The sequence below is a fragment of the Streptomyces sp. NPDC111516 genome (genome assembly GCF_055635345.1).
Window position 1 is genome coordinate 1 of the sequence record NZ_JBVKBV010000015.1, and the last position, 14,759, is coordinate 14,759.

Annotated in this window: 13 protein-coding genes, 6 pseudogenes and 1 riboswitch; of the genes and pseudogenes, 12 read left to right on the top strand and 7 right to left on the bottom strand. The window is 67.3% G+C overall.

The genetic code is table 11. From position 1 onward, the window contains the following. Window positions 1–181: 181 nt before the first annotated feature. Window positions 182–970 (bottom strand): zinc ABC transporter ATP-binding protein AztA, encoded by a 789-nt coding sequence (gene aztA / locus ACZ7L9_RS25070; RefSeq protein WP_471418345.1) that lies wholly within the window; start codon window positions 968–970, stop codon window positions 182–184. 66 nt (window positions 971–1,036) lie between these two features. On the opposite strand from aztA, the pseudogene aztB reads away from it, so the two are divergent. The 6 genes and pseudogenes from aztB to ACZ7L9_RS25100 form a co-directional block, all read left to right on the top strand. Next, window positions 1,037–1,890: pseudogene (aztB, locus tag ACZ7L9_RS25075) on the top strand (zinc ABC transporter permease AztB); the annotation flags it as partial. A 265-nt stretch (window positions 1,891–2,155) separates the two neighbouring features. Next, window positions 2,156–2,884, top strand: coding sequence for a hypothetical protein (locus ACZ7L9_RS25080; RefSeq protein WP_471418347.1), 729 nt, complete (start codon window positions 2,156–2,158; stop codon window positions 2,882–2,884). Beyond that, window positions 2,881–3,834, top strand: a complete 954-nt coding sequence (aztC, locus tag ACZ7L9_RS25085; protein ID WP_471418349.1) for a zinc ABC transporter substrate-binding protein AztC — start codon at window positions 2,881–2,883, stop codon at window positions 3,832–3,834. The genes ACZ7L9_RS25080 and aztC overlap by 4 nt, the downstream gene beginning before the upstream one ends. Before the next feature lie 50 nt (window positions 3,835–3,884). Further along, window positions 3,885–5,075 carry a zinc metallochaperone AztD gene (aztD, locus tag ACZ7L9_RS25090; RefSeq protein WP_471418352.1) on the top strand — a complete coding sequence of 397 codons (1,191 nt, stop codon included), beginning with the start codon at window positions 3,885–3,887 and terminating at the stop codon, window positions 5,073–5,075. A 424-nt stretch (window positions 5,076–5,499) separates the two neighbouring features. Next, a pseudogene (locus tag ACZ7L9_RS25095) lies at window positions 5,500–5,611 on the top strand (DNA cytosine methyltransferase); the annotation flags it as partial. Beyond that, window positions 5,611–6,374: pseudogene (locus ACZ7L9_RS25100) on the top strand (DnaB-like helicase N-terminal domain-containing protein). The pseudogenes ACZ7L9_RS25095 and ACZ7L9_RS25100, both read left to right, overlap by 1 nt. 300 nt (window positions 6,375–6,674) lie before the next feature. On the opposite strand, the pseudogene ACZ7L9_RS25105 reads toward ACZ7L9_RS25100, so the two are convergent. The 4 genes and pseudogenes from ACZ7L9_RS25105 to ACZ7L9_RS25120 form a co-directional block, all read right to left on the bottom strand. Beyond that, window positions 6,675–7,345 (bottom strand): annotated as a pseudogene (locus ACZ7L9_RS25105) (DUF5655 domain-containing protein); the annotation flags it as partial. Between the two features lie 83 nt (window positions 7,346–7,428). Then, window positions 7,429–8,589 carry a caspase family protein gene (locus ACZ7L9_RS25110; protein WP_471418354.1) on the bottom strand — a complete coding sequence of 387 codons (1,161 nt, stop codon included), beginning with the start codon at window positions 8,587–8,589 and terminating at the stop codon, window positions 7,429–7,431. An 11-nt stretch (window positions 8,590–8,600) separates the two neighbouring features. Continuing rightward, entirely contained in the window at window positions 8,601–8,951 is a 351-nt protein-coding gene (locus ACZ7L9_RS25115) for an effector-associated constant component EACC1 (RefSeq protein WP_471418356.1), read from the bottom strand. 396 nt (window positions 8,952–9,347) lie between these two features. Then, the gene (locus ACZ7L9_RS25120) at window positions 9,348–9,674 is read right to left on the bottom strand and encodes a hypothetical protein (RefSeq protein ID WP_471418359.1); all 327 of its coding nucleotides are present in this window, start codon (window positions 9,672–9,674) and stop codon (window positions 9,348–9,350) included. An 89-nt stretch (window positions 9,675–9,763) separates the two neighbouring features. Between ACZ7L9_RS25120 and ACZ7L9_RS25125 the strand changes: the two genes are divergently transcribed. From ACZ7L9_RS25125 to ACZ7L9_RS25140, 4 genes are all read left to right on the top strand, one after another. Then, window positions 9,764–10,213: a tyrosine-type recombinase/integrase gene (locus tag ACZ7L9_RS25125; RefSeq protein ID WP_471418361.1), complete on the top strand. Its 450-nt coding sequence runs from the start codon at window positions 9,764–9,766 to the stop codon at window positions 10,211–10,213. Between the two features lie 201 nt (window positions 10,214–10,414). Next, complete coding sequence (locus tag ACZ7L9_RS25130; RefSeq protein WP_471418682.1) at window positions 10,415–11,050, top strand: ATP-dependent Clp protease proteolytic subunit; 636 nt, start codon at window positions 10,415–10,417, stop codon at window positions 11,048–11,050. A 7-nt stretch (window positions 11,051–11,057) separates the two neighbouring features. Beyond that, on the top strand, window positions 11,058–11,366 hold the full coding sequence (locus ACZ7L9_RS25135; protein WP_471418363.1) for a hypothetical protein: 309 nt from the start codon (window positions 11,058–11,060) through the stop codon (window positions 11,364–11,366). A gap of 403 nt (window positions 11,367–11,769) precedes the next feature. Further along, window positions 11,770–11,934: riboswitch (cyclic di-AMP (ydaO/yuaA leader) on the top strand. Between the two features lie 3 nt (window positions 11,935–11,937). Further along, a complete protein-coding gene (locus tag ACZ7L9_RS25140; protein ID WP_471418365.1) occupies window positions 11,938–12,411 on the top strand; it encodes a C40 family peptidase in 474 nt (157 codons plus the stop codon). Between the two features lie 25 nt (window positions 12,412–12,436). On the opposite strand, the pseudogene ACZ7L9_RS25145 reads toward ACZ7L9_RS25140, so the two are convergent. Next, window positions 12,437–12,631: pseudogene (locus ACZ7L9_RS25145) on the bottom strand (LysE family translocator); the annotation flags it as partial. Between ACZ7L9_RS25145 and ACZ7L9_RS25150 the strand changes: the two are divergent. Then, window positions 12,588–13,082, top strand: a pseudogene (locus ACZ7L9_RS25150) (LysR family transcriptional regulator). The pseudogenes ACZ7L9_RS25145 and ACZ7L9_RS25150 sit on opposite strands and share 44 nt — an antisense overlap. 156 nt (window positions 13,083–13,238) lie before the next feature. On the opposite strand, the gene ACZ7L9_RS25155 reads toward ACZ7L9_RS25150, so the two are convergent. Beyond that, a complete protein-coding gene (locus ACZ7L9_RS25155; RefSeq protein WP_471418368.1) occupies window positions 13,239–13,670 on the bottom strand; it encodes an ATP-binding protein in 432 nt (143 codons plus the stop codon). 215 nt (window positions 13,671–13,885) lie between these two features. Here ACZ7L9_RS25155 and ACZ7L9_RS25160 point away from each other — a divergent pair, with 215 nt between their 5' ends. Further along, the gene (locus ACZ7L9_RS25160) at window positions 13,886–14,746 is read left to right on the top strand and encodes a helix-turn-helix domain-containing protein (RefSeq protein WP_471418370.1); all 861 of its coding nucleotides are present in this window, start codon (window positions 13,886–13,888) and stop codon (window positions 14,744–14,746) included. The last annotated feature ends 13 nt before the right edge of the window (window positions 14,747–14,759 follow it).

Here is a 14,759-nt window from a genome sequence, read left to right on the forward strand (position 1 = left end):
AACGCTCCAACACCGCACGCTCGTCAGCGGACAACAACAACGGTTCCAGCTTCGGACCACGACGCGGTGCGGGCACACCCGCAGAAACACTCATACAGGAACTAACGACGGATCTCCGGCGCAGGACACTAGCCCGGCTCGTCTCCTGTTGCCCCGCCCCACGGCGGGGCTACAGCCGCTCTCAGCCCGGATCGTCCACGGGGCACTCAGGACAGATGCCTGTCGCGGCCGCCGCGTGACGCACGTTCTCGAACCCGTAACGTGCCCCGGGCTGTTCGACGGGCAGCTGCCAGATCCGCTCGACGGCACCGTCGGTGAGCACCTCCCCCGGAGCCCCTTCCGCCCATAGGCGCCCTTCCTGGAGCACCAGGACATGCGCCGCCGCCCTGGCCGCCTCAAGGTCGTGCGTCGCCTGAACGACTGTGACCCCTTCCGCCGCCACCTCAGCCAGAACATCGACAATCAGGCGCTGAGCCGTCGCATCGAGGCCGGTGGCGGGCTCGTCGAGCAGAAGCAGATCCGCCTCCTGGGCCAACCCCTGCGCAACGAGAGCACGCTGGCGCTGGCCGCCCGACAGCTCTCCCAGCTGCCGATGGGCGAGAGAGGCGATGCCGAGCCGGCCCATGCTCGTTTCCACGACTTCCCAGTCCCGCCGCGACAGTCGCCGCCACAGCCCTCGACGCCCCCACCTCCCCATCGCCACGGCGTCCCGCACCGTCAGGGGCAGCACATCGGCCACCCTGCTGCGCTGCACCACGAATGCCGCGCGCCCAGCAGTCCGGTACCCCACCGCGCCCGCTGTCACCGGGATCACGCCGGCGATCACCCCCAGCAGCGTGGACTTGCCCGAGCCGTTCGGCCCGACCACCGCGGTGGTGGCGAACGCCGGTATACGCAAGGTGAGTTGAGTCAGAACCGAACGGTTCACGTAGCCGGCCGATACTCCGTCGAGCCTTACCTGCGGCTGCATCTCCCGAACCTCTTTCCATCACATCTCTTTGTATTGATAATCATTTTCATTGTAGTGTCCCGCTCCATGGAATGGTTGATGGGCCCCTTCGAGGTGACCTTTGTTCAACGGGCGCTGTGGGGCGGTGTTCTCGTGTCGCTGATCTGCGCCCTGGCCGGTACGTGGGTGGTTCTGCGTGGCATGGCGTTCTTCGGGGACGCGATGTCGCACGGCATGCTTCCCGGTATCGCGCTGGCTTCGCTGCTGGGAGGCGATCTGCTGCTCGGTGCGGCCGTAAGTGCGGCGGTCATGGCGCTCGGCGTCAGCATCGTCGGCCGATCGCCTCGCCTGTCCCAGGACACCAGCATCGGGCTGCTTTTCGTGGGGATGCTGTCGCTGGGCGTCATCATCGTTTCCCGCTCGCAGTCGTTCGCCGTCGACCTGACCGGTTTCCTCTTCGGTGATGTGCTTGCCGTGCGCTCGGCCGATCTCGTTCACCTCGGGGGCGCACTGGTGATCGCGCTGCTGGTCTCCGTATTCGGCTACCGGCCCTTTGTGGCCCTGGCGTTCGACGAGCGCAAGGCGCACACACTGGGGCTCCGTCCGCGTATCGCGCACGCGGCTCTGCTGGTCCTCCTCACCCTGGCGATCGTCGCGTCGTTCCACATCGTGGGCACGCTGTTGGTCTTCGGCCTGCTGATCGCACCGCCCGCGGCCGTCCTGCCCTGGGCCCGGCGCATCCCGGTGATCATGATCGGCGCCGCTTGCCTCGGCATGAGCGCGACGTTCATCGGGCTGTTGCTGTCGTGGCACCTCCACACGGCTGCCGGGGCGACCATCGCCGCGACGGCGGTCGTCCAGTTCCTGGGAGCCGAAGAAGCCGCCGAGCAGCAGTCCCGGCTCGTGCTGGCCAGCGCGGGCACCGGAGCGGTCCGGGTCCTGGACCTGGTCACCGAGGACATCACGTCCCTCAAGGGAACCGGCCACGTGAAAGGGCTGCGCACCGACGGTCGGTTCGCCTACCTGAGCAACGCCGAAGGGACACATGTCGTCGACGCCGGTGCCTGGATGGTGGACCACGGCGACCACGTCCACTACTACCGCGCCAGTATTCGCGACGTCGGGCCCATCGCGGGGAGGGACACCGCTCTCGTCCACAGCGATCGGACCGTCACCGCGGTCACCTCGTCGAAGGGTGACACGCAGGTGTTCGACCGCAAGAAGCTGGAGGACGGCACCGTTCCCCGCGGTCTCGCACTGACCAGCGCGGGCGCCGGTGCGGTCGTCCCCTACCAGGGGCATCTGCTGGTCACAGCGGCGGGCTCCGGTCAGGACGCCGTGGAGGTCCGCGACCGGGACGGTGCGCAGGTGACCTCGCTGAAGGAGCCGTGTGCTCAGGTGCGGGGCGAGGCCGTCACCCGCCGCGGCGTGGTGTTCGGATGCGCCGACGGCGCGCTGCTGGTCAGTGAGGACAAGGGGAAGTTCACCGCCGAGAAGATCCCCTACGGCAAGGCAGTGAACGCCTCGGAGCGTGCGTCCGACTTCCGTCACCGGGCGGGCAGCACCACCCTCGTGGCCACGTCCGGTGATGACGCCGTCTGGGTCCTCGATGTCACCGACCGCTCCTGGACGCGCGTCGAAACCGGCCCGGTGGCAGCGGCCAACACCGCTGGGGAGGGAGCTCCGTTGCTTGCGCTCGGCAAGGACGGGGCGCTCACCGCTTTCGATATCACCACCAAGAAGCGCACCGCTCGCAAGGAGCTCCTTCCGAAGGGCGTCGCGTCCGCCGTCATCGAGGTCGACACCACCCGCGCGTACGTCAACGATGCCACGGCACGGAAGGTGTACGAGATCGACTACAACGACCGCCTTCGGCTCGCCCGGACCTTCCCCCTCGACTTCACCCCGACGTACATGGTGGAGACCGGCCGATGAGCACTGCATCCGCGACCGTACGCGGGCGTTCGCTGCCCATCCTCACCCTCCTCGCCTCCCTGTCCTGCGCGCTGCTCCTGGGTGTCACCGGCTGCGCGGGAAGCGACAAGGGCCGGCCCACAGTGGTCGTCACCACCAACATCCTCGGTGACATCACCCGCAACATCGTCGGCGACGAGGCCGAGGTGACCGTGCTGATGCAGGCCAACGCCGATCCGCACTCCTTCGGCGTCTCCGCCCCGCAGGCGGCGTCCATCGAACGGGCCGACCTGATCGTCTACAACGGCCTCGGCCTGGAAGAGAACGTCCTGCGCCATGTGGAGGCCGCCAAGGCGGCCGGCGTCCCCACTCTGGCAGTCGGCGACGCCGTCGACCCGATCACCCACACGTCGGGGGAAACCGCCGGTGAGCCCGACCCCCACTTCTGGACCGATCCGGAGCGGGTCCACAAGGCGGTCGGCCTCATCGCGGACCGGGTCGCCGAGCATGTGAAGGGCGTCGACCGGGCCGCCGTCGAGAAGAACGCGTCGGGCTACGGGACGAAGATCGCCGAACTCACCGCGTGGATGCGCCAACAGTTCGACGAAATACCTGCGGACAAACGCCAGTTGGTGACCAACCACCACGTTTTCGGTTATCTGTCCCAACGCTTCGGGTTCCGAATCGTTGGCGCCGTGATCCCCAGCGGGACCACCCTTGCGTCGCCGAGCGCATCGGACCTCAAGTCCCTTGCCACCGCGATCGAAAAAGCGGGCGTGAAGGCGATCTTCGCGGACTCGTCCCAACCCGACCGTCTGGCCCAGGTACTGAAAAGCGAGAGCGACATCGAGGTCGGCGTCGTGCCGTTGTTCTCCGAATCCCTCACCGAGAAGGGAAAGGGCGCGGCCACCTACCTGGAAATGATGCGCGCCAACACCACCTCCATAGCCACCGGTCTGGGCACCGAATAGCCATGCTGTCGCCGGTCGTCAGCGACAGCCACGGAAAGGAAAATCACGCAATGAAGCACGTAGCACGCCCGAGGGCGGCGGCCGCCGTCACCGCCCTTCTCGCGACATCCGTCGCACTCACCGCCTGCGGCGGCGACAAGGAGCCCGCTGCCCGGAAGAGGGACAAAGCGCCGAGCTCGTCGGCCGCCCAGGTCAAGGACCCGATCGTCACCACGTACGACGGGGGTCTGTACATACTCGACGGCGCGACGCTGAAGCTCGCCAAGGACATATCGCTGGAGGGGTTCAACCGGGTCAACCCCGCAGGCAGCAACCGTCATGTGATGGTCTCGACCTCGACAGGCTTCCGGGTCATGGACGCCGTGCAGCAGAAGCTCACGGACGTCGAGTTCGAGGGCAGCAAGCCGGGCCACGTCGTGCGCCACGCGGGCAAAACGATCCTCTTCACCGACGGGACCGGAGAGGTCAATATCTTCGACCCCAAGAACCTTGGCGACACCAAGCCGAAGAGCGAGACGTACAAGTCCGCCGCTCCGCACCACGGTGTTGCCATCCAGCTCGTCAACGGCGAGCTGGTGACCACCCTCGGCACGGAGGAGAAGCGCGTCGGCATCGCCGTACTCGGCAAGGACCGCAAGGAAATCACCCGCAGCGAGGAGTGCCCCGGCGTCCACGGCGAGGCTGCCGCGCAGGGCGAAGCCGTCGTCATCGGCTGCGAGGACGGCGTCCTGGTCTACAAGGACGGCGCCATCAAGAAGGTGAAGAGCCCTGCGGCGTACGGCCGGATCGGCAACCAGGCCGGGTCCGACGAGTCACCCATTGTTCTCGGTGACTACAAGAAGGACAAGGATGCCGAGCTGGAGCGGCCGGAGCAGGTGTCGTTGATCAACACCGAGGCGAACAACATGCAGTTGGTCGACATCGGCACGAGCTACACCTTCCGTTCGCTGGCCCGCGGCCCGCACGGCGAGGCGCTCGTCCTGGGCACCGACGGCAAGATCCACGTCATCGATCCCGAGAACGGCAAGGTCATCAAGAAGATTTCCGCCCTCGGTTCCTGGCAGGAACCGCTGGACTGGCAGCAGCCGCGGCCGGCGCTGTTCGTGCGCGACCACACCGCGTACGTATCGGACCCGTCGAGCAAGAAGCTGCTGGCCATCGACATCGAGTCGGGCAAGCAGCTGGCTTCGACGGAACTGCCGAAGGCTCCCAACGAGCTGAGCGGCGTCAAGCAGCACTGAGCCCCCGAGGTATGAGGAGCGCGTTCCCGATGGTCGGGGACGCGCTTCTCGCGCTGCCGCGACGCGATCTTCCGCAGCGCTCCACGACAGGACCCGCCGGCTGGAACAAGGTCTTGCGGGCCGGGAACGACAACGAGTGGTGACACCGACCGCATCACCACCCGTCATGGACACGCAGGAGTCACCAAGAGGACTTGGTGACTCCAGGAAGGAACGGCGTGCGCCGGGCGGACGGCGATGGCCCACGAGGTCACCCGTCTGCTCGGCATCCTCGCGGCGCCGCGGGCACGGGAGACAACGCGCCGCTGACGTACGACGGCGACACCGAGAACGAAACCGAGGGCGAAACCAAGAACGAAGACCAAGAACCCGCCAGGACTCGTGAAGAGCTCCGGCGGGCTCTTCTCGCGGCCCGGCGCGTGAACAGCAGTTCTCGCAGATCGGCAACGCCGTACCCCCCGCTGCTCGCCGGCCACCTTCTCGCCCCACACCTCGGCGTCGCCCTCGACCCCGACGACTTCACTCTCGCCGCCTGATGCCCCACGCCCCCGAATCCGACGAAGACGACCCCGAGTTCATCGCGCCGCCGCAGCCGGTGTTCCACGTCGAGCAGGCACTCCTCGGCACCCTCCTCCTCGAACCGCACCGTCTCGGCGACGTGACCGGCATCGCCGCCGACTCCTTCTCCACTGCCGCGCACGCCGCCCTGTTCGCCGCAATCAGCACCCTGCCTCCGCCCGACCCCGCCGAGCACGCGAAGAACACCAAATGGCTCGACCGCGTGCTCGCCACGGGACGTGGGCAGGCGCGCGGACTGACCGCCTCGTACCTGCACACCCTCGTCCAGGTCTGCCCCTGGCCCCGCCACGCACCGGCCTACGCACAGATGGTCGAGGCCGAACACGCCCGCCGCCGTCTGCACACGGCCGCCGAACGCCTCGTCCGGACCGTCCACGATGCCTCCCTCCCGCACCCCGTCCAGACGGTGCTAGCCGAGGCCGACGCACTCGCCACGGTTGGGGACGGCATCGCGAGCCGCTTCCCGTTCCCTCCTGGCCACCGCCGATCACACTGGCCGGCGCATCGAGGCGTACGTCGGCGACCCGACGAACAGCCCGTTCCAACTCGTCGTCGGCGCCCGCCGATCCCTCGCCGACATCGGCGCCGTTCGCACCTGCTGGCAGCACGCCAGCAGAACGGTCCCGCCGCAGCAACCGCGCCCGGCGCCTAACCACCCGCGCCGGCCCGCCGACCACCACGGCCGCGCACACCGCCCGCGCTGCGCGAGCAACCCGATAACACCCGCATAAGAAACCGGCCTTCGCCGCCCGCAGACCGCGGGCCCCGAACGCAGGACGACACACTTCACCAGCCCGCCGGCCGCTCCGGCGGTCGCGGTCGGTCCCGCTGCCAGCCGTTCACGCTGATCAACGGCACGCGAGAGCGGGGCAACGTAGCGCGGGATCGCCGGTTAGCCAAACCGTCGATCCCGCGCACCATTGATAGTCCACCGCCACGCCCTGCCCGCACGTCGAAAGGCACCACCCCACGACCACAGAGCAGCCACGAAGCAAGAACGGCCAAGAGGCCCACAGGCGATCACGCCGCCGCGCAACTCGCCCGGAACAGATCCTGCGCCCGCACCACGTCCTTCGGCGTAAGGAGCTGCACCTCCAGATCACCCGTGGTGACCGAGACCCGACACGTCCCGGGTGAACCCCGGCACGAGGTCGACGCCCTTCGGGTCGACCTTCAGGTAGACCAGCAGCTTGCTCCGCTGCGGCGGACACAAGCAAGCGAAGTTCCGCAGACGCTGATACGCCCGGTACTGCTTGCGCTCAACACGGTTCACACCGTCCCCGAGCCCGAGCAGTGCCTCATCGACCGCGCCCGCCGGCTCCATCATCGACGCGCCCTGGACGTCGGCCGCCGCCCGAGCAACCGGCTGGCGACGCGCCCGGCGGGCCCACCTGCATGCCGCCGCTCACGGAAGCCACGGTCTCAAGCCCGAGCAGGTCGCTGCCGAAGAGTCGGTAGCGGACCAAGTCGATCGACCTCCGGTGCTCGCGCACCACATGTACGTCGTAGCGCGTGAAGTCACCGGCGATGCAGATCAGGCGCGGTCCGCTCCACAGGACCTGGGACGCGGCCGTCACCCCGAGCCGGTCGCTGACCACACGCTCGAACTCGGCCCGGTGGTCCATCAACCACGAGAGATAGAACAAGCCCTGGTTGATGACGCCGGCATCGACGCCGCGCTTGTATTCGACATTAGCGACCGCTGGAGTTCAGATACCCGCTCAGAACTGCGACAATTCATAGGCTACATGTCCGCAACGCTTGCCCGGGGGCGTTACTTCAGGACGATGGCGGACAGGATGAGTGAACCGATGACGACCAAGCCAACGGTGAACGCGCCGATGGCCTTGGCCCGCGTCCAATAGGAAATGCCCTGGCTCGGAGACGTGTTTAGTTCCCCCGCCGCAACGGTGCTTTTTTCGGTGGCGAAGCCACCGAGCCGGCGCTGATACCCAAACCCACCATCTACGCGGTCCGAGACCGTGCTGCGTTCGGGCTGGCTGTCTGCCACATCGAGCTCCGCGCCCAGCAGATACCGCTTTCGGTTGTGCAGGGCTGTAACAACTCGGGCAGCCGTGACTTCCTGTGCGGCCCTCATGGCGGTGGCGGCGTGAGTGAGAAGGATTGTGCGGGGAACTGGGGCGAGCTCTGTGCGTTCCGCGGCCAGCAACGCATGTGCAACTGGCGCATCGGGCGAGTACGCGGGAGCGCGATTGCGGACCAACCCGAGCAGGTCAGCGGTTTCGGTACCGCGCTGCTGCGGCGCTGGCAGCCCTTCGGCCCGAAGCTGGATGTGCAGATGCCGGTAGATGTCACCAAGGCTGAGCATCGCCCCGGCCCGTGCGCTGCCAGCACGTAGCAGCCGAAGCAGTCGCTCGGTGAACGCTGTGTGCTCTTCCCCTGGCAGGATCACCGCCGTGCGGTTCGCCGGGGCCGAGGTCAGCGTGTACGTTCCGCCGACCTGCAGCTGACCTAGGATCGTCTCTTCCTCGTCGGCAAGCGTCTCGCCGATCACCGTGCCGCTGAAGCAGCTGTCGAGGATCACCGCGCGGACGGCGGCCTTGCTGTCCAGAAAGACGTCGCGTACTGCCTCGAAGGGCAAGGCGGTGAACGGTAGCCGGTCTTGCCGGGTGGTTGACAGGCTCAGATACAGCTCACGGCGGCGCAGGCTGAGCAACCCGTGCCCGCTGTAGTAGAACAGCAGCAGGTCCTCGGCCTCCGCAGCTGCTTGTCCCAGTAGGTCGCCGACCTGCGCGACGCTGGCTGTCGGCGAAGCAGCCGTGCAATGTGTGGGGTCGAATCCGCCCAGTTGCCGGTCGGTGAGCACCTGGGCCAGGTCGGCAATGTTGCTGGCGACCACCGGCACGTCGGGAAGCTTCGGATCATCGTAAGTGGGAGCCCCGACCAGAAGGATCCGCGACCGACGGGGATCCACAGCTCGCACATTCATTCGGCCTGCCGGAGCGTCTCGCGGACTAGCACCTCGACATCGTCCACGCGCTTGGCATCCACCTCCACACGGCGCCCGTCCGGCGCGCGCACCACGATCCGGACATCCGATCGGCGCGGCTGGGCCAGGAACGCTCGCAGTGACGTGGCAAGAGCTGTCAGGGCCCCTCCGCTGCCCAGAGCAACGATCAGAGCATCGGTCACCGTCCCCAACTCACTGGGTCCAGGCCCGGCGCCTGCCGGTGTGATCAGCCCCCGAAGCTCTGGCTCATGCCGCAACCAGTCCGACAGATCCGCCAGCCTCTCGACCGGATCGTCGCCCTCTACTGACAACCACACGCCGTCCACGCGTTCCCCCTCACATGACGTTCCATCAGTATGCCCAATTCCCGTAGCCGACGGAGGAATTCAGCTGCAGCTGGGTGGTCCGGGCCACGCGCTGAGGAACACCTCGATGGCACAGCGTCTGACAAACGGGGGCGAACCATATGGGTCGCCCACCGCCGCTTGATGGCACGTTATTCAATCGATCGGTGACAGGGGTCTGCGGAGCGGGGCGAGCGGGTTCCAGACGTTCTCGCCAGGTTCCCGACCTGACGCGGTGGACTTCGAACTTCTCGAGAGCGCCCGAGTCAGACTGCTGAAGCGGAACTTGGGGTCGAGGTCGAGGGCGAAGCTCTGCCCCAGAGTGGTCGGTGGAGCCCAGGCTTCCTCGGGTGTCAGCAGGTAGGCGCTGGTCTCGGCTCAACCAGCCGAGCCGTCGTCCAGGTCACCGAGCAGGACATAGAAGATGGCCACCGGCTCGCCCAGATACTTCTGGAAGACGGCGAGTCCGTTGAGCCCGACCGTCTTCAACTGGATGGGCAGCATCCGACTCCTGGACCTGTAGGCGACGAGATCGACGCCTATGTCCCACTCGGGCCGGGCCACTTCAACACGCGACCGCAGGAGTTGGACGATGAACCAGGACCGGCCGGGGACCTCGGTCGCTCCAGTTTCGTTCTCGAGGTCAAGGACTTCCTTCTCGGCATCAAGGACGAACGCCTGTTTGCCCAGCTGACTCTGCCTCATGGGCCTGCGTCCCGCTGAGGTCGCCGGACTACGCTGGACGGACATCGACTTCGACGCCGAGACGCTGATCACCGCCAACAACCAGGACAATGATCGGCAACGCTCGGGTGCTGGAGAAGGACACCAAAACCGAGGCGAGCGAACGCACACTGCCGCTGCCGGTGAAGCAGGCGATGCTCGCCTATCAGGTGACCCAAGAGCTAGAACAGATGTCGATGGGCGCGCTCTATCAGCGCTCTGGCTACATGTTCGTCGGCCGCCTCGGCCAGCCGCTCACTACTCGCCACCTGCGTGAGGCCGCGTACTCCCTGCAGCGGAAGCTGGAGCTGCGAAAGGTCCGGCTCTACGACGCGCGCCACTCGTGCCTCACGATTCTTGCCGTCAACGGCGTGCCGGACGTCGCCCTCGCCGCATGGGCCGGGCATGCCAACGCCAACTTCACAAAGCGGGCGTACGTCCGCCCGAGCCCCGAGGACCACCGCATCGCCTCGGACCACCTCACTTCTCTACTCGGTTTCAGTGAGGGCGAAGCAGCCTGATGATGAAGACGTCGTGACAGCTTGTGAGATATCTGCCCTCGGCGAACAGCAAAAACGACCTCTGACCTGGGCACTTCAGTGGATCACCAGGATGTGCTCCCACATAACCTTCTGTACGTCCTGTACATTTTCTACAGGTGCTTGCGCAGACCCCGCCCATGCGAATCCCGTACAGATCCCTGAGGAGAGGCATCGTTCATGCTGTTCCGTCCTGCCGCCCGCTACGTGCTGCCCGAGTTCACCGAGCGCACGACCAACGGGACCCGCACCCTCGACCCGTACTCCAAGCTGCTCGCCGAACGGATCGTCTTCCTCGGCACCCCGGTCGACGACACCGCGGCCAACGATCTGGTCGCCCAGTTCATGTACCTGGAACACGCCGCCCCGGACCGGCCCATCTCCCTCTACATCAACTCCCCCGGCGGCTCGTTCGGGGCCATGTCGGCGATCTACGACACGATGGAGTACCTCACCTGCGAGGTGGAGACCTACTGCCTCGGCCAGGCAGGTTCCTGCGCGTCGGTGCTGCTCGCGGCGGGCGCTCCCGGCAGGCGGCACGCACTGCCCGGGGCGCGGGTCGTCGTTCAGCAGCCCGAGCTCACCGAGCCGGTGCAGGGCCAGCCGTCCGATCTGGAGATCGAGGCGAGGGAGTTGGAGCGGGTCCAAGAGATGCTCACCACGCTGCTGGCCCGCCATACCGGCCGCGGCGCCGAACAGATCGCCACCGACATCGAGCGCGATCTCATCCTCGACGCCTCGGGCGCCAAGGCGTACGGACTGGTGGACCACATCGTGGAGAACCGGAAGTCGTCGCTCCCGTCGCACGGCGCGCGGTGAACGCCCTGTGCCGCCATCCGAGTTGCCACCATTGCCCGCACTGACGTGCGCCGAGGGCGAGTTCATCGACCGCTATCTCGAAGTCCTCGACCAGCTGGGCCGGATCAATCCGGCCCGCGGCAGCGACACCTACGGCGCACTGCGGGCCGCGCAGGCACTGGCCTCACGGGCGGGTGCGCTGCGGGACGCCCTCGCGTTGATGCACGAGCGCGGCGAAGCACAGATCCACGCCGCCACCCTGGTCCGGGCGCTGCGGGTGCTGGACGGGGAACGGCGGGCCGGACGCGTCACCCTGCCCCCCGCTCCGGCGAGTTGATCAACCCTTTCGTCGCCAGGCCGGTCGGGACCAGCCGGCTCCCCTGCCCCCACCCGGAAGGAGGCACCCAACTCCCCTTCGCGACACGCCCGGTGGTCACATCAAAATTCCTCGCTCTTTCGGCGTAGAAACTTCCTCTCATGAGGGAATTCTCCACTTGCGTTCTCCGGGCGGGCAATGAGCGGAATCTGCGATTCCACCCCTGGTACGGGGACCGGTCCGAATGACCGTCAGCACTCCCGAAACCGTCGGCTCCACCCGAACGGGTCATCCGTGAGGAGCCACACAATTCGTCGTTCCTCCTCGGAAATCCGGCAGTCGGTGAGTCAAGATCCCTGGGACGACAAGCCCCCGCCACAGCGACGGGGCGGTCCGGGCGGACGCCGAGTCCTGCCGCCGTCCGGATGTCTGGTCGACAAAAGTGGATCGGCAGGAGTGGAGGACCCGAGCACAACGGGTCGACCGGATCTCCGGTCGGCCCTCGGGGTGAAGCCGCCGAGCGCGGCCGGGCAACTTCGCCAGCCCGAACCCGACAGGTCATCCTTCACAGGCGGCTGACGAAGGGTTGCGCATGACTGCGCAGGTTCATGTCCCGTCTCTGCTCGCCCGGGCCGGTACGGCCTCGGTTCTGACTCTGGCCGCCGTCGGCGGCACCATGCTCGCCCCGGGCGCCACAACGGAGGCCCAAGCGGCGCCCCTCTCCATGAAGGCGCTCAAGGTCGCCGCGTCCAAGAAGGGATCGCCGTACAGATGGGGGGCCATCGGCCCCAACCGCTTCGACTGCTCGGGGCTGACGGTCTATTCGTTCAGGAAGGCGGGCAAGAAGCTCCCCCGCACGGCCCAGCAGCAGTACAACAAGACTCGTCATATCCCGGCCTCGCACAGGCAACGCGGCGATCTGGTCTTCTTCCACTCCGGCCGCTTCGTCTACCACGTGGGGATCTACGCCGGTCACGGCAAGATCTGGCACTCACCGAGGACCGGTGCGGTGGTCCGGCTGGAGAAGATCTGGACGAAGCGCGTCTCTTACGGTCGGGTCCGCTGACGCGGTCTCAGCGCAGCTGAGAACCTCAGTGCAGCAGAGGGCCGGACGCCGGCACCGGCCCCAACGCGGTGAGCGCCGTGCCACTGCCGCCCTCGATGGCGCGGGAGGTACGCGGCCTGCGCAGCCACCGGCCCATCCGGTCCACCAGGAGCGCCACGGCGTGGAACCAGACCAACGTGAGCAGCACGACGATCGTCGCAAGCAGCAAGGCCCTCGGGAGCCGCTACCGCGCCTGCGCCCTCTCCCAGCAGCCCGCCGAACTGGAGCGGGAGGCGGGCGCCGCGCTGCTGGTCCGCCGCCACTGAGGGGCCCACCTCACAGCCGCCGGCGAGCTGCTGGTCGGACGCGCACGACGGATCCTCGACGAGATGGACCAGGCCCGCCATGAGCTGGCCCACCTCTCCGGGCTCTCCGGCGGACGTCTGCGCGTCGGTACGTTCACCACCGCGGGCGTCCATCTGTTTCCGCCGGTCCTGAGCGCCTTCCGTCGCGCCCACCCGGACGTGGAACCGGCCGTCACCGAGTGCCTCGACGCCGATCTGTTCCGCGTACACCAGTCCGCCTCCAGGGTGTCGAAGGTACGGCCGTCGTACAGGTCGGGCGTACGCACGGCGAACCCGTCACCGCGCAGTTCGTCGGGAAAGGCGGTCACGCCCGAGGTGAGGCCCTGAGCATGGTGAAACACCACAACTTCGGTCACCGAGGGTCTCCAACTGCCTATGGACAAGAATCGGTCCGTCAATCTAGCGCGGCATCCCGGGTGTTCGATCAGCGAGCGAGGCGTAGCCGTCGGCCTGCCCGGGGAACGGGGCAGATCGGAAGGCCGGTCAGTTCTGTACGGGGATGCTCCACGGGAGCGCGATCCAGACCGTCTTGCCGCCGTCGGCGGTGGGGGTGACAGTGAGCCGGCCTCCGCACTCCTTGGCCAGAGAGCGGATGATCACCATGCCCCGTCCGTTGTCCTGCTGAACGGCGGCGGGCAGCCGCCGGGGCCAGCGCGGGTGACTGTCCGTCACCCCCAGATGCAGCTGCTCCTCCCGCTCCAGCCTCAGGTCCACGGTGAAGGTGGGCGACTGTCCGAAGGTGTGCTGGACGGCGTTGGTCGCGAGTTCCGAAACGATGAGCCGGATGCCGTCGGCGAACTCCGTGGCGGTGGCCAGGCCCCATTCGGTGAGTACCCGGTCCACATATCTCCGGGCCGCCGCGACCGACACCGGCTCGCTCGGCAGAGTGATGCTTGCTTCTTGGTGGTCTGCCATGGCGAGCCGTCCCTTTCCCACCCGGACCGACTCGCGATCGGACCCGGTTGCGCTTCGCGCCAGATTGCCACTGATGCTGCCCCCTCTGGCGGCGATCCACCAAGATATGCATATATCTATCGCTCAATGCGGTGAACCCAGCCACGCAAAACCGTATGCGGGCGTCACACTGTCCGCTCGGCAGGAAGAGGAGCGGAGAGGGAGGGAGGCCGCAGATGCAGCACGGTCCTGTGGTACGACGCCGCAAGCTCGGGGAGGAGCTGCGGAGTCTGCGTCTGGCGTCGGGGCTGACCAGCCGGGACGCCGGGCGGATGCTCGGTTGGCACCAGTCGAAGGTGAGCCGGATCGAGACCGGTGTCAGTGGAGTGCGGCCGGCCGATGTGGCACGGCTGCTGGACGCGTACGGCGTGGACGACCCGCAACTGCGGACGCTCCTGGAGGGACTGGCGGGTTCGGCGGGTGGGGGCGGCACCGGCTGGTGGCATGCGTATCGCGGTCTGATTCCGCCCCAGTACCGCGACTTCATCAGTCTGGAGTCCCAGGCTCGGACCGCGCGCACCCTGGAGACCTCGGTGGTGCCCGGGCTCCTGCAGACGGCGGACTACGCCCGTGCGGTGACCCGGGCGTCGCTGGACGGGTTGCCCGCCGGCGAACTGGATTCCCTGGTGGAGGTACGGCTTGCCCGGCAGGGGGTGCTGCGGACCGATCCGCCACTGCGGCTGAGCGCGGTGCTCGACGAGGCGGTGCTGCGGCGCCGGGTCGGCGGGCGCCGGGTGATGAGAAATCAGCTGCGTCATCTGACCCGAGTGGCTCAACTTCCCCATGTGCGACTCCAGTTGCTGCCGTTCTCGGGCGGTGAATATGCCGGCCTCACCGGACCTTTCGTTATTTTCTCATTTCCGAACACTTCTGATCTGGACGTGGTAGTTCTCGACCATTTGACGAGTAGCCTCTATCTGGAGCGGAAAGAAGACCTTGAGGCGTACAGCTCGGCCTTCCGCACGATGCAGGCGCACGCGCTGTCGCCGCAGCACTCGTTGGACCTCATCGCCGCGATCGACCGCGACGATCAGTGAACCCGGACCGCCC